General features: G+C 62.6%; 14 protein-coding genes. 1 reads left to right on the plus strand and 13 read right to left on the minus strand.

Annotated features, from left to right (window positions below):
• Window position 1: 1 nt before the first annotated feature.
• From GEV02_RS17880 to GEV02_RS17920, 9 genes are all read right to left on the minus strand, one after another.
• Window positions 2-748: a flagellar motor protein gene (locus GEV02_RS17880; protein WP_152839270.1), complete on the minus strand. Its 747-nt coding sequence runs from the start codon at window positions 746-748 to the stop codon at window positions 2-4.
• Window positions 730-1,461, minus strand: a complete 732-nt coding sequence (locus GEV02_RS17885) for an RNA polymerase sigma factor FliA (RefSeq protein WP_008451383.1) — start codon at window positions 1,459-1,461, stop codon at window positions 730-732. The genes GEV02_RS17880 and GEV02_RS17885 overlap by 19 nt, the downstream gene beginning before the upstream one ends.
• A 43-nt stretch (window positions 1,462-1,504) precedes the next feature.
• The gene (locus GEV02_RS17890) at window positions 1,505-2,302 is read right to left on the minus strand and encodes a MinD/ParA family ATP-binding protein (RefSeq protein ID WP_152805849.1); all 798 of its coding nucleotides are present in this window, start codon (window positions 2,300-2,302) and stop codon (window positions 1,505-1,507) included.
• The gene (flhF, locus tag GEV02_RS17895; protein WP_152839271.1) at window positions 2,295-3,719 is read right to left on the minus strand and encodes a flagellar biosynthesis protein FlhF; all 1,425 of its coding nucleotides are present in this window, start codon (window positions 3,717-3,719) and stop codon (window positions 2,295-2,297) included. Before flhF ends, GEV02_RS17890 begins: the two co-directional genes overlap by 8 nt.
• 150 nt (window positions 3,720-3,869) lie before the next feature.
• Window positions 3,870-4,889: an RpnC/YadD family protein gene (locus GEV02_RS17900; protein WP_152839272.1), complete on the minus strand. Its 1,020-nt coding sequence runs from the start codon at window positions 4,887-4,889 to the stop codon at window positions 3,870-3,872.
• A 49-nt stretch (window positions 4,890-4,938) separates the two neighbouring features.
• Window positions 4,939-7,062, minus strand: coding sequence for a flagellar biosynthesis protein FlhA (flhA, locus tag GEV02_RS17905; protein ID WP_152839273.1), 2,124 nt, complete (start codon window positions 7,060-7,062; stop codon window positions 4,939-4,941).
• A complete protein-coding gene (flhB, locus tag GEV02_RS17910) occupies window positions 7,059-8,240 on the minus strand; it encodes a flagellar biosynthesis protein FlhB (RefSeq protein ID WP_152839274.1) in 1,182 nt (393 codons plus the stop codon). The genes flhA and flhB overlap by 4 nt, the downstream gene beginning before the upstream one ends.
• Window positions 8,241-8,356: 116 nt before the next feature.
• Window positions 8,357-9,355 carry a fumarylacetoacetate hydrolase family protein gene (locus tag GEV02_RS17915; RefSeq protein WP_152839275.1) on the minus strand — a complete coding sequence of 333 codons (999 nt, stop codon included), beginning with the start codon at window positions 9,353-9,355 and terminating at the stop codon, window positions 8,357-8,359.
• Window positions 9,352-10,071 (minus strand): pseudouridine synthase, encoded by a 720-nt coding sequence (locus GEV02_RS17920; RefSeq protein WP_152839276.1) that lies wholly within the window; start codon window positions 10,069-10,071, stop codon window positions 9,352-9,354. Before GEV02_RS17920 ends, GEV02_RS17915 begins: the two co-directional genes overlap by 4 nt.
• A 179-nt stretch (window positions 10,072-10,250) precedes the next feature.
• Between GEV02_RS17920 and GEV02_RS17925 the strand changes: the two genes are divergently transcribed.
• Complete coding sequence (locus GEV02_RS17925) at window positions 10,251-10,541, plus strand: hypothetical protein (RefSeq protein WP_152839277.1); 291 nt, start codon at window positions 10,251-10,253, stop codon at window positions 10,539-10,541.
• A gap of 196 nt (window positions 10,542-10,737) precedes the next feature.
• On the opposite strand, the gene GEV02_RS17930 is transcribed toward GEV02_RS17925, so the two are convergent.
• The 4 genes from GEV02_RS17930 to GEV02_RS17945 are packed head-to-tail and all read right to left on the minus strand — an operon-like array spanning window position 10,738 to window position 13,872.
• A complete protein-coding gene (locus GEV02_RS17930) occupies window positions 10,738-11,775 on the minus strand; it encodes a S49 family peptidase (RefSeq protein WP_152839278.1) in 1,038 nt (345 codons plus the stop codon).
• 19 nt (window positions 11,776-11,794) lie between these two features.
• A complete protein-coding gene (locus GEV02_RS17935; RefSeq protein WP_152839279.1) occupies window positions 11,795-12,166 on the minus strand; it encodes a Rieske (2Fe-2S) protein in 372 nt (123 codons plus the stop codon).
• Window positions 12,166-12,825, minus strand: coding sequence for an HAD-IIIA family hydrolase (locus GEV02_RS17940; protein ID WP_043481300.1), 660 nt, complete (start codon window positions 12,823-12,825; stop codon window positions 12,166-12,168). The genes GEV02_RS17935 and GEV02_RS17940 overlap by 1 nt, the downstream gene beginning before the upstream one ends.
• A gap of 48 nt (window positions 12,826-12,873) precedes the next feature.
• Window positions 12,874-13,872, minus strand: a complete 999-nt coding sequence (locus GEV02_RS17945; protein ID WP_152839280.1) for an RluA family pseudouridine synthase — start codon at window positions 13,870-13,872, stop codon at window positions 12,874-12,876.
• Between the last annotated feature and the right edge of the window lie 384 nt (window positions 13,873-14,256).

Below are 14,256 nucleotides of genomic sequence, written 5' to 3' on the forward strand. Positions count from 1 at the left end.
GTCAGTGCTCCCGCATCAGCGTGGCGATGCGCTCGTCGATGACGCGCGTATGGTCGCCGGTGGCGATGTCGTAGAACACGGCGGCGGCGATTTCCTGCTGGTGCACGGCCTGGGTGACGATGGCCTTGAGCTTGTTGGCGATCGGGTAGAAGAACAGATTGGCCAGGCCGACGCCGTAGATGGTCGAGACGAAGGCCACCGCGATGCCTGAGCCGAGCTTGCTCGGATCGGTGAGGTTTTCCATCACGTGGATCAAACCCAGCACGGCGCCCAGGATGCCGATGGTGGGCGAGTAGCCGGCCGCCGACTCCCAGATGCGCACCGCCTGCCGCTCCTCGGTTTCGAAGGCGGTGATCTCGGTGTCGAGGATCTGGCGCAACTTGTCGGGATTGATGCCGTCGACGATCAGGCGCAGCCCCTTGGTGTTGAACTTGTCCTTGGACGCCAGCATGTAGCGCTCCAGCGACAGCAGGCCGTCGCGCCGCGCCGCCAGGTTCCAGGCGTTGATGTCGCGCGCCAGCACGGCGCGGGTGTCGGCCGGCGGCGCGAACACCAGCCGCAGCATGCGCAGGCCGCGCAGGAAGGTTTGAAAACGGGTCTGCAGCATGACGGCGCCAAAGGTGCCGACCACCACGATCGCGAACGCGGCCGGTTGCAGCAGCGAGGATAATTTGCCGCCTTCCAGCGTCTGGCCGATGACGATGCCGGCCAGCGCCAGCAGCACCCCGGCTACGCTGGCCCAGTCCAAGACCGCTCCCGAAGTGAGGCGCGCAGACGCGCCACGGCCTGCGTATGCAACTGCGATACGCGCGATTCCGATACGCCCATCACGGCGCCGATTTCTTTCAAGTTGAGCTCCTCTTCGTAGTACAGCCCCATCAGAATCTTCTCGCGCGGCGGCAGGGCGTCGATGGCATCGATCACGGCCTGGCGGAAGTCGCCGTCCAGCAGCGAGCGCAGCGGGTCCGCATCATCGTCCGCCGCATAGCGGTCGAGGAAGCTGTCGTTGCCGTCGTCGTCGTGAAAATCTTCGTAGTACACCAGCTGGTGGCCGCCGCCTTCGGACAGCATTTCCTGATAGTCGGCCAGCGACAGCTTGAGCATCTTGGCCACTTCCGACTCGGTCGGCGGATGGCCCAGGCGCTGCTGCAGGGTGCTCATCGCGGTTTCGATCTTGCGCATGTTCTGGCGCATCGAGCGCGGCAGCCAGTCGCTGTTGCGCAGCTCGTCCAGCATGGCGCCGCGGATGCGCAGCACGGCATAGGTTTCGAACTGGGCGCCGTGCGTTTCCTCGTAACGGCTGATGGCGTCGAGCAGGCCGATCATCCCGGCTTGCACCAGATCGTCGACTTCGACGCTGGGCGGCAGTTTCGCCTTCATGTGATGGGCCAGGCGCTTCACCAACGGCATATGCTCCGTCAGCAAAGAATCCTTGTCCGCTTTCCCTTTGACCGTGTACATAGCCTGTTTATTATTGATTAAGCGCTAAAATATTGATGCTCCCTTAACGGAAAGATGGCGAGCCGGCCAGCGCGAAGCGCCCCGCCAGTTGACGAAACGCGACCGAAGCCCCGGCCAGCGGAAATGCATCGACCACCGCACGCCCCAAGCGTGCCGCGCGTTGCAGGTATTCATCCGCCGGCACCGATCCCATCGAAACGAGGTTCACCGCCAAGTATCGGCTAGCTGCCTGTGCCATATTATCGTATACCACCTTTGCTTCCGATTCGGAAGCCCCGGTGACCAGAATTCCAAACGGCCGGCGGCCCAGCTCCTGGTTCAGGCGCTTGATCATACTGTAAGCGGCCTTGATCGAGGTAGCGCTATTCGACACCTGCACCACGATTTCCGAGCTGGCCATGACCGGCACAGGGAAGGCCACGCCGTCGAACTCGCCGTCGACGATGACGATGCCGGTCTGTTTGGCCAGCACATCGAAGGCCTTGGCCAGGCGGCGGGTCTCGTCCGGGCCGCTGCGCGGCAGGCCGCGTGTCATCGACGCCACAGCAAAACCTTGCGGCACCTGGTGGATCACCTGGTTCAGCGCGCACTCCTGGCGCGCCACGTTGAGCAGGCTGGCGCCGCCGTCCACGCCCAGGCGCGACGCCACGCCGTGGGCGCTGGCGCAGGCATCGACCAGCAGCACATCATTGCCGGCGCGGGCCAGCGAGGCACCCAGGTTGACCAGCATGGCGCCCTTGTCGTCCTGCGGCGAGGCCGACAGGAAGGTGACGATGCGGGGCTGCGGCCCCGCCAGCATGCGGCGCAGTCCCTCCGCCTGGTCGAAATCGAAATTAGCCAAGGTGCACCTCGCGCATCGCTTGTTCGCCGTTGCTCATCAGCAGAGGCAGTTCGGCGTCCAGGTATTGGGTGTTGACGATATCGCGTTTCAGCTTGAAAGCGCGGTCGATCAGGTAGGCCGGATCGGCCAGGTGCAGGTCTTCCGGCACGCGCTGGCCGTTCGACACGTAGAACAGGTTCAGCTTCTGGCGGATCACCACGTCGAGCACATTGCCGATCGCGGCGGCTTCGTCCAGCTTGGTCATGATGCATCCGGCCAGGCCGCTGCCCTGGTAGGCGCGCACCACTTCGTTCAGGGTTTCCTGGGTCGCCGTGGCGTTCAGGCACAGCAGGCGCTTGACGTCCGAGCCGGCGCCTTGCAGCATCGACACCTGTTCGGTCACCATCTGGTCGCGCTGGCTGACGCCGACAGTGTCGATCAGCACGGTGTGCTTGTTCTTCAATTCCTTGAGGGCGATGCGCAGGTCGGCCTCGTCCTTGACCGAGTGCACCATCACGCCGAGGATCTTGCCGTAGATACGCAGCTGCTCGTGGGCGCCGATACGATAGGCGTCGGTGGTGATCAGCGCCAGCTTGTCCGGGCCGTGGCGCATCACGCAGCGCGCGGCCAGCTTGGCGGTGCTGGTGGTCTTGCCGACGCCGGTCGGACCGACCAGCGCGAACACGCCGCCCTGTTCGATCAGCGCGTCTTCATTGGCCATGGTTTGCAGGTTGCGGGTCAGGACGTTCTTGATCCAGCGCATGCTGTCGGCGGCGTCGCGGCCGGCCGGCAGTTTTTCGATCAGGTAGCGCGCCAGGCTGGCCGAGAAACCGGCCGCCAGCATCTCGCGCAGCACGGTGGCTTTCTGCGGCTCGCGCGCTTGCGTCGTGCCCCAGGAGATTTCGGCCAGCTGGGTTTCCATCATGCCGCGCATGGCGCGGATTTCGCCCATCATGTTCTGCATTTCGGCGGCAGCGTTCTGCTTGGCGCTGGCGACGGCGGCCGTCACCATGGCGGCGATCTGGTCGACATCCATCGTGGCCGGAGCCGGAGCCGGTGCTGCGGCCTTGGTGGCGCTGGCGAACGACGCGGCGGAAGCCACCACGCGGCGCACCGGTTGCGCTGGCAGGGCGGCCGGGGTTGGGTAGTTGTTCTCGAAGCGGGGCTCCATGCGCGATTCCATGCGTGGCTCCAGACGCTGATCGGCGCGGGCTTGCGGCACGGCGGTGGTCAGGTCGAGCGACGGCGCCGGATCGGCCATCGGCGAATGCGGCGCAGGCATGGCCAGCGAAGCGGCATCGTCGTTGGCCAGCGCGAGGATTTCAACGCCGCCATCGGCCTGGCGGTTGGACAGGATCACGGCATCGGGGCCGAGCGACTCGCGCACTTTGCGCAGTGCCTCGCGGGATGTCGGTGCGGTAAATTTTTTGACGTTCATGGCCGGCTCTCAGGAATCTAAGTCGAGCAGTGCGTCTTCCGGATGAGACGCCTTTACTCTGACAGTGCCATTATTGACGATGCACTCTGGAAACGATCCGATGAACAGGGGTAGAAATGGGCCGCATTTCCCCATTGCGGCCGAGGCGGCTTAACTGCTGCGAAAAACCTCGTCCAGCGAGGTGGCATCGACAAAGTTACGCGCCCAAGCGGACAGCTGCGGCACGTCGGCCTCGGCGATGCGTAACAGCACGTGCGCATCGAGCGGGCCAAAGCGCTGAACAAGCAACGCGGTAAGCCCTTCAGCCCACCCCTCTTGTCTGCCCTCTTGTCTGCCCTCTTGTCTGCCCTCTTGTCTGCCCTCTTGTCGGCCCTCTTGCCGGCCCTCTTGAAGGCCTAATTTCAAGCCTTCTTTCCGGCCAATTTCCATTCCAATACGTTCAATAGAAGACAAGTAGACCATGGCCCTCCTCCTTTCTATTTCCAACATGCCAGATCGTAAACGTACCTCTAGCCCCGCCGGCAAGCGCATGATCCAGTCGATCACCCGGTACAAGTTGATGATACGCTGCCTGTCCCAATCACGCAGATACAGTAGCTTGGTGAGCTTCCACTTGGCGATGCGGCGCCGATGGGCGTTGCCCTTGGTCTGCCGCGCCTGCAAATGCGCCATTGTCACCAGCGCAAAGGGATTCTCGTGCTGCCGTAGTTCATCAAGGCGATCAGCATAGTCCAGCAGTTTAACGACAGGGAATTCAATCCCCATCCTGCAACCAAGCAGACGATAAGCAAACGACGAAGGCCGCCAACGCCTGCCATCGTCCGCCAGCAACGCCAGGCTGGCGACAGGTCGCCGATAGCGATCGTAGACACGATAATTGTAGACAAACATGCGCTCAGCGAACCGCGCATCACGCCAGCCCTGCACCTCCAGATGCACCAGCACCCATTGCTCACTGCCGTCATGCAAATGCACGCTGACCAGCTTGTCGAGCACGCGCTTGCCCAGTTCCGCATCGCGCGTCAGCGCGCCGAACTCCTGATCGAGAAAAGTGTGCGGCCGCGACCAGTCGATCGCGGCATGCGCAAGGGGGAAGTAGAAGGCCATGAATTCCGGAAAGTGGCACATGACCACCTCCTTCCACGGCGTATCGAAATCGTCGTCATCCATGCGGACAGTCTAGGCCGCCCGCATGGATGCATGCGCGATCCGCTCAAACTCAGGCCGGCTGCTGGCCCACCAGCGCCGTCACGCGGATGGTCTTGGTCTCCGGGATTTCCGCATGCGACAGCACCTTCAGCTGCGGCAGCGCGCGGCGCAGGAAGCGCGACAGCAAGGCCCGCAGCGGGCCCGGCACCAGCAGCACCGGCGTCAAGCCCAGCGCCTCCTGCTGCTGCGCCGCCTGCTGCGCCTGCTGAGCGATGGTGTCGGCCAGCCCAGGCTCGATACCAGCACCGTCGGGACCGCTGGCCGCCAGCGCCTGCATCAGCAAGCGCTCCAGGCGATTATCCAGCGTCATCACCGACAACTCGGTGGCGCCGGGGAACAGCTGCTGCACGATGGCGCGACCCAGCGAGATACGCACCAGCGCGGTCAAGTCGCTCGGATCCTGCGTATGCACGGCATGCTCGGCCAGCGTCTCGATGATGGAACGCATGTCGCGAATGTGCACGCCCTCCACCAGCAGGTTCTGCAGCACCTTCTGCAAAGTCGACAGCGACACCATCTTCGGCACCAGATCCTCCACCAGCTTGGGCGCATCCTTGCCCAGATGATCGAGCAGCGCCTGCACCTCGGCGCGGCCCAGCAGCTCGGACGCGTGCGTGGTGATCAAATGGTTCAAATGGGTCGCCACCACCGTGCCGGCGTCGACCACCGTATAGCCCATGCCCTGCGCCTGGTCGCGCAGATTGGCGTCGATCCACGTGGCCGGCAGGCCGAAGGCCGGATCGCTCGTCACCAGGCCCGGCAAGGTGCCGCTGGCCATGCCAGGATTGATCGCCAGGAACTGGCCGTTGAAGGCCTCGCCCGTGCCCACTTCCACGCCCTTGAGCGTGATGCGGTAGGCCGACGGCTTCAATTCCAGGTTGTCGCGGATGTGCACCGGCGGCGCCAGGAAACCCACCTCCTGCGCAAACTTCTTGCGGATGCCCTTGATGCGCTTGAGCAGCTCGCCGCCCTGCGTCTTGTCCACCAGCGGGATCAGACGATAGCCCACTTCCAGGCCCAGCGTATCGACCGGCATGATGTCCTGCCAGCTGGCCTCTTCCTGCTCCGGCGCGGCGGCCGGCGACGCAGCGGCAGCCTCGGCCGCCGCCACTTCGGCGGTCTTGCCGGCTTCGGCCTTGCGCGTCATCAGGTAGGCCGAACCGGCCAGCACGCCGGCCAGCAGCAGGAACACCAGGTTCGGCATGCCGGGTATCAGACCCATGCCGCCGATGATGGCGGCGGTGATGTACAGCACCTGCGGCTTGGCGAACAACTGCCCCACCACCTGGGTGCCGATGTCCTGCTCGCTGGCCACGCGCGACACCACAATACCGGCCGCGGTGGAAATCACCAGCGATGGAATCTGCGCCACCAGGCCGTCACCGATGGCCAGCAGCGTGTAGTTCTTCAACGCGTCGGCAAAGGTCAGGTCGTGCTGCAACAGGCCGACCAGCAGACCGCCGACCACGTTAATCACCGTCACTAGAATACCGGCCACGGCATCGCCGCGCACATACTTACTGGCACCGTCCATGGCGCCATAGAATTCCGCTTCCTGCGCCACTTCGCTGCGGCGCTTGCGGGCTTCGGCCTCGCCGATCAGGCCGGCGTTGAGGTCGGCGTCGATCGCCATCTGCTTGCCCGGCATCGCATCCAGGGCGAAACGCGCTCCCACCTCGGCGATACGGCCCGCGCCCTTGGTCACCACGGTGAAGTTAATGATCGTCAAAATAATGAACACCACGATACCGACCGTGTAGTTACCGCCGATCAGGAAGTGGCCGAACGCTTCGATCACCTTGCCGGCCGCGTCGGCGCCGGTATGGCCTTCGGTCAGCACCACGCGGGTCGACGCCACGTTCAGCGACAGGCGCAGCATGGTCGATACCAGCAGGATGGTCGGGAAAGCCATGAAGTCCAGCGGCTTGACCGTGTACAGGCTGGTCAGCAGCACGATCACCGCCAGCGCGATATTGAAGCTGAAGAAGATGTCGAGCACAAACGCCGGCAGCGGCAGCACCATCATCGCCAGCAGCATGATGATCAGGATAGGCGCGGCCAGGCTGCTCTTGTTGCGGCTGTTGGCGATGCCTTGCAGCCATGGTGGCAGTTTCAGGTTGCTCAAGGCGTTCATGCAGGTGCTCCGTTATTCAAGTCAGGTTTCTTCTTTTGCGATGCGGGGTTGAGCGGATCGAGCTCAGGCGGTACATCGAGCGTCTTCGGCACATCAGGACGGTTGCCATTGCCCTTGCTGAACAGGCGCAGCTGGAACACATAGGCCAGCACTTCGGCCACGGCCGAGTACAGCGCTTCCGGAATCTCGTCGCCGATCTCGGTGTGCTTGTGCAGCGCGCGGGCCAGCGCCGGCGCTTCCAGCAAGGTCACCTTGTTCTCGCGGGCGATCTCGCGGATTTTGGCCGCCACTTCGTCGGTGCCCTTGGCCACCACTTTCGGCGCGCCGCGCATGCCGTCGCTGTACTTCAGCGCCACCGCATAGTGGGTCGGGTTGGTGACGACCACGTCGGCGGTCGGCACGTCGGCCATCATGCGGCGCTTGGCCATCTCGCGCTGCAGCTGGCGGATCTTGGCCTTGATCTGCGGATTGCCGTCCGATTCCTTGGATTCCTGGATCAGCTCCTGGCGGGTCATCTTCAGCTTGTTCGCGTAGTGCCACATCTGGTACGGACCGTCGATGGCGGCGATGAAGCCGAGCGCGCCGACGATGAACAGGAAGCTGCTGCCCAGCATATTGAGCGTGTGCGCCACGCCCAGCTTGAGCGGCTCGACCGCCAGGCCGATCACGGCATCCTTCTGCTTCATGACCACCAGCCAGGCCACCAGGCCGACCACCAGCGCCTTGGCCACCGCCTTGAACAGCTCGACCAGCGAGTTGGACGAGAACATATTGCCGAGGCCGTTGGCGGGATTGAGTTTGTTGAAGTTGGGCGCGATCGCCTTGCCGCTGAACAGCCAGCCGCCGACCAGCAGCGGCGACGCCAGCGCGACCACCATCACCGCCACGCCCAGCGGCAGGCAGGCGAGCATCACCCGCACCACGTCGACCAGGATGCGGTTGATCAGGATGTCGGCGTCGAAGATTTGCTCCTGGTTCAGCGTCAGGCCGGACACCAGGGCGGAATGAAGTTGTCGTATCAGCCCGTCGCCGGTCATCCACAGGCCGGCGCCGGCCGCCATCAGCACGGTAAACGTCGCCACTTCCCGCGAACGGGGAACGTCGCCTTCCTCACGCGCCTGCTCGAGGCGCTTCGGTGACGCGGGTTCGGTCTTTTCTGCGTCGCTGTCTTCTGCCATGGGGTCTGCCTGCTGCGGGGTTTATCTCGACCGTGCCATTATCGGCTGCGGCGAGGACAGGCCATCGGAGGAATACGGCGGTATTTCCGGGCCTGCTCGTAGATTCCGTGCGGCAATTACCAGGACTTGCGGTGCTCGGCTTGTTTGACGGTCTGCTCGATGGCGCCAAACACGGATTTGCCGTCGCCGTTCAGCATTTCGATGCGGATGCTGTCGCCGAAGGCCATGAACGGCGTGACCGGCTGGCCGCCGGCGATCATCTCCAGGCAGCGCTGTTCGGCGATGCAGGAATAGCCGCGCTTGGCGTCCTTGTTGGACACCGTGCCCGAGCCGATGATGGACCCGGCCCGCACATTGCGCGACTTGGCCAGGTGGGCGATCAGTTGCGGGAAGTTGAACACCATGTCGACGCCGGCCTGCGGCTTGCCGACCAGCTTGCCGTTCCAGGTCGACAGCAGCGGCAGGTGCACCTTGCCGCCCTTCCAGGCGTCGTCCAGCTCGTCCGGCGTGACCGCCACCGGCGAGAAGCTGGTGGCCGGCTTGGACTGGACGAAGCCGAAGCCCTTGGCCAGTTCCTCGGGAATCAGGTTGCGCAGCGAGACGTCGTTGACCAGCATCAGCAGGCGGATGCGCTGGTGCGCCTGGTCCGCCGTCGCGCCCATGGGCACGTCGTCGGTGATGACCGCCACCTCGGCCTCGAAATCGATGCCCCATTCCTCATGGAACAGCGCGATATCGTCGGTCGGCCCGAGGAAATCGTCGCTGCCGCCCTGGTACATCAGCGGATCTTCCCAGAACGACGGCGGCAGCTCGGCGCCGCGCGCCTTGCGCACCAGCTCGACGTGATTGACGTAAGCCGAACCGTCGGCCCACTGGAAGGCGCGCGGCAGCGGCGCCATGCAGTTCTGCGGCTCGAAGTCGAAGCTGCGGCGGGCGCGGCCATGATTCAAGTCCTGATAGATCGCTTCCAGCTGCGGCGCGATGAAAGTCCAGTCGTCCAGCGCGCGCTGCAAGGTGCGCGCCACGCCGTCGGCCAGTTGCGCGGTTTTCAGGTCGCGCGACACCACCATCAGCTGGCCGTCGCGGGTACCGTCTTTCAGCGTTGCCAGCTTCATGCGGCAGGCGCCAGCATCGCCAGCTGTTCCGGCGTCAGATAGCACCACTCGCCCTCGGCCAGGCCCAGCGATTCCAGCGTCAGCGTGCCGATCGCCGAACGGTGCAAGGCGCTGCAATGGTTGCCGGCGGCCGCCAGCATGCGCTTGACCTGGTGATACTTGCCCTGCTCCAGCACGATTTCCAGCTGGTGTTCGCCGCGCTTGACGCAGGTCTGCGCCGCCAGCGGCGCCGGCTCGTCGTGCAGCTGCACGCCGGACAACAGTTGCGCCACCAGCTCGTCGGTGACGGGCTCCTGGGTCGTGGCCTGGTAAATCTTCGGCACATGGCGCTTGGGCGACGATTGCGCGTGGATGAAGGGGCCGTCGTCCGACATCAGCAGCATGCCGGTGGTGTCATGGTCGAGGCGGCCGACCGGCTGGACTTCGCGCCAGCTGAACTGCTCAGGCAGCAAGGTCAGCACGCCCGGATGGTGGCTGGGCTTGCGCGAGCATTCGAAATTGGCCGGTTTGTGCAGCGCCAGGTACAGGTGTTCGCGGTACACCCATTCCTCGTCGAAGATGGTCAGTACCAGGCCATCGGTCTCGATGCTGGCCTTGTAGTTGTCGTGCACCACGCCGCCGATGCTGACTTCGCCGTCCTCAATGAGGGAACGGCAATACTTGCGGGTGCCGTAACCCTGCGATTGCAGGATGCGGTCTAGGGATAATTTGCTCATGGCCGGATTTTACAGGATGCGGGTGGCAGCGGAAAGGCAGCGCCCCTTGCGCCGCAGCATCTGTCCAGGACGGTGAGCTTTCTTGATGCATATCAAGCCTCACGCGGATTGCGTTGATAAACTGAAACCTCATTAGGAATCCGCCTAATGCACTAGGAAATACTCAGCAGGCCCTCATCATGTCTACCTTACTTACCGTCACGACAGCGGCACAAGAACAGGCCGCCAAGCACAGAACCGAACTGCTGCTGGCGCGCTGCCGCAGCGGCCTGCCGCCCTGCGACGCCTCCGGCGGCGCGCAAGAACCCTGGCATGCCGCCCGGCAGGCGGGCTTCCTGGCCTGGCTGGACGCCGGCGGTTTCGCACAAAGCGACGCCGCAATTGAAAACAGCGGCATTGCGCCGCTGTTTTCAGCCCCATTACAGGACTCTTTACGAGGAATCGAAATTCTCTCTACTCCGCATCAATGATGCAGCTGAGTAGTTCCATCAAACTGAACAAGATCGTGCTGACAACAAGATAAACTGTTTATATCGGCCCCCCTTGGAAAGAACTACAACACCACTATAGTCCACCAGCTTGGATATGCAAGCCTGAAAAAGGCTGGATTGATAATGTTAATCGGAAGTCCAGTGATCCTATCACTGTGACTAACACCGCCCCCTGTCAGCGCAAGCTGGGTTTGACGTTGTCCACCGCCGATTTCATTGCCCCCGCGCCCATCGCCGCGCCGAATTTCTTCAGCACGCGTTCAGGCAAGCCTTCATGCTGGGTGTAGTCGATGATGTCTTCGGCCTTGACCACGTCGCGCGCCACGCTGTCGACGGTGCCAAAGGCGTCGGCCAGGCCCATGTCGATGGACTTGGCGCCGGTCCAGAACAGGCCGGAGAACATCTCCGGGGTTTCCTTCAGGCGCTTGCCGCGGCCGGTGCGCACCACCTGGATGAATTGCTGGTGGATCTCGTTGAGCATAGCTTGCGCGTATTGCCTGTGCTTGTCCGTCAGCGGGCTGAACGGGTCCATGAAGCCCTTGTTTTCGCCGGCCGTCAGCAGACGGCGCTCGACGCCGACTTTTTCCATGATGCCGGTGAAGCCGAAGCCGTCCATCAGCACGCCGATCGAGCCGATGATGCTGGCCTTGTTGACGTAGATGCGGTCGGCGCCGGCGGCGATGTAGTAGCAGCCGGAGGCGCAGATCTCGTCGACCACCACGTACAGCGGCTTGGCCGGATAGCCTTTGCGCAGGCGCACCATCTCGTCGACGATCATGCCGGCCTGCACCGGGCTGCCGCCGGGGCTGTTGATGTGCATCACCACCGCCACCGAACCGCTGTCGGAAAACGCCTTGTTCAGCGCAGGGATCACCACCGAGGCGGCGCCGCTGCCTTCCGATTCAATCGCGCCTTCGATTTCGATCAGCGCGGTGTGGCGGCCCAGCGTCTCTTCCGAGCCGGTCCAGCTGATGTCCAGGTAGGCGCTCAGGCCGACGATCACCACCAGCAAGGTCACCGCCTTGAAGAATATCCCCCAGCGGCGCGACGCCTTCTGCTCCTTGAGCGTGGCAAACACCAGCTTTTCCAGCACTTCGCGCTCCCAGTTGGAAGCCTGGACCGTCACCTTGGCCGGTGGCGATGCCGGGGCCGGCGCGGCCGCTGCGGTTTTTTCGGTGCCGTTGCCGCCATTTTCGCTCGTGTTATCGCTCATAGTTCTCGTATGGTTACAGTCAGGCGCGCGCTGGGCGCACATAGTCATCCGGTTGCCAGAAAATCTGCTGATCGCGCTCTACTACCGTGATCGGGCGCAAACGTCCGCCTTTGCACGGACCTCCGGCGCAAAAACCGCTTTCCGGCACATAAATCGCGCCGTGGGTGGAGCACATCAGGTACAAGCCGCTGGATTCGAAGAACTCGCCTTCAGCCCAGTCCAGCTCGATCGGCACGTGGGCACAACGGTTCAGGTAGGCATACGCCTTGCCGCCATAGCGCACCACGAAACCGGTGCCGTCGTCGCCGCCGGCGGTCACCAGGAAGCGCACGCCCTTGCCGCCCTCCACCACCGCATCGGCATCGCAGATCAGGATATCTTCGTCCGCCATTATGCGTGCTCGCTCAGCCATTGGTGCAGCTCGGCCACCGTGGCGGCCGAGTACAGCGGATTGCAGGCCGCCAGCTGGTCGGCCGGATGCGCGCCGTACTGGACCGCAATAGCGGACGCGCCGGCATTGTTCGCCATCAGCAAATCGTGCGAAGTATCGCCGATCATCACCGTACGTCGCATATCCTGGCCCAACTCGCGCGTCAGCTCCTGCAGCATGGCGGGATGCGGCTTGGAAAAAGTTTCGTCCGCGCAACGGGTGGCGTCAAACATGGACAGCAGTTTGACATCGTTCATGGCGCGGTTCAGGCCGACACGGCTCTTGCCGGTCGCCACGGCCAGAAAATAGCCGTTCTGCGACAGCTCGGTCAGCATGTCGTGCACGCCTGGGAACAGCGTCAGCTCGTGATCGCGCGACAGGAAGTGATAGCGATAACGCTCCACCATGCGCGGATAATAGGATGGATCGATCTCCGGCAACACGGCTTGCATGGCTTCGTGCAGGCCCAGGCCGATCACATGGGCGGCAAGCTCTTCGCGCGGAATCGGCAACGACAAGTCCCGCGCCGCCGCCTGTATGCATTTCACGATCGTTGATGTGGAATCCATCAACGTTCCATCCCAATCGAAGACGATTAAATCAAATTGCTTTCTTGCCATGTGTTCCGGCCTGCTACCGCAAGCCGGCTCCTTCAATAATATTTGCGATTAGTTAAGAGGTTTCCCCAAGCTTACCAAGAATCGCTCACATTCGGCGGCCAAAGGCGCATTCAGCGTCATGATTTTGCCGGAATCCGGATGGGTAAACGTAATCTGATGGGCGTGCAGGAACATGCGCTTGAGCGCACCGCGCGTGGCATCGGCCTTCAGCAAGACGCGGTTCAGCGCAAAATCGCCGTATTTGTCGTCACCTACGATGGCGAAGCCGGAAGATGACAGATGGACGCGGATCTGGTGCGTGCGTCCGGTCTTCAGCTCGGCTTCCAGCAGCGCGAAATCCTTGAATTTCTTCAGCAGCGTGAACACCGTGTGCGACGGCATGCCGTCGGCCTGCACCGCCACGCGGCGCTCGCCGTCGGCGGTGGTGTACTTATGCAATGGCAGCTTGACGTGCTGACGCGCATTTTTCCAGTCGCCCGCCACCATCGTCAGATAGCGCTTGTCCGTATGGCCGTCACGCATCTGCTCGTGCAGGTTGGTCAGCGCCGAACGTTTCTTCGCCAGCAACAACAAACCGGAGGTGTCGCGGTCCAGGCGGTGCACCAGTTCCAGGAACTTGGCGTCCGGACGCGATGCGCGCAGCTGCTCGATTACGCCGAAGGACACGCCGGAACCGCCGTGCACGGCCACGCCGGCCGGCTTGTCGATCACCAGCAGGTGGGAATCCTCGAAAATGACCTTGAATTCGGCCGCCGGCACATGGGTGGTGTCGGCCTTTTCCGCGATGCGGACCGGCGGAATACGGACGATATCGCCCTGTACCAGACGGTACAGTTGATCGATGCGGCCCTTGTTAACACGTACTTCCCCTGAACGCAAAATGCGATAGACGTGGCTTTTCGGTACACCCTTGCATACGCGCAGCAGGTAGTTGTCGATGCGCTGACCTGCTTCTTCTTCAGTAATGGTGACGAACTGTGCTTGCAGCGGAACCGGCAGGCCAACCTGGGGTGTTGAAGGTGGGATAACATCTTTTTGTTGCTTCATTTGCTCTGTCTTCCCAGAAATCTCTCTAAGTCCTTCATTTTGAATATATAATTGTTTCGCTGCGGTTCAATCTGCGGCAAGTGTAAGAATAAAAGCACATTTTACACAGGGGCGTCTCCACTGGCCTCGCCAAATTGCAAATTCAGAGGAAAAAATGTATACGCACCACCCCTGCCGGAATCAAGGTTGCACCGTTGTTGTAATCGGATGCCTGCAAGGATGCTGAATTAATATGGTTGGATTGTAAGGATAAAGTCCGGCCAGCTTGGTCTAGCACCAAGCTGGCCGGTTGATGAAGTTGATAACGCTTGCCGTTTTCGCCAGACCCCATGCTTTGCTGCAAGCTCGATGGACGGCTGAAACAAGCCTGAAGCATTGTATCTT

This window comes from Rugamonas aquatica (assembly GCF_009380215.1).
In the GTDB taxonomy this organism is placed as follows: domain Bacteria; phylum Pseudomonadota; class Gammaproteobacteria; order Burkholderiales; family Burkholderiaceae_D; genus Rugamonas; species Rugamonas aquatica_B.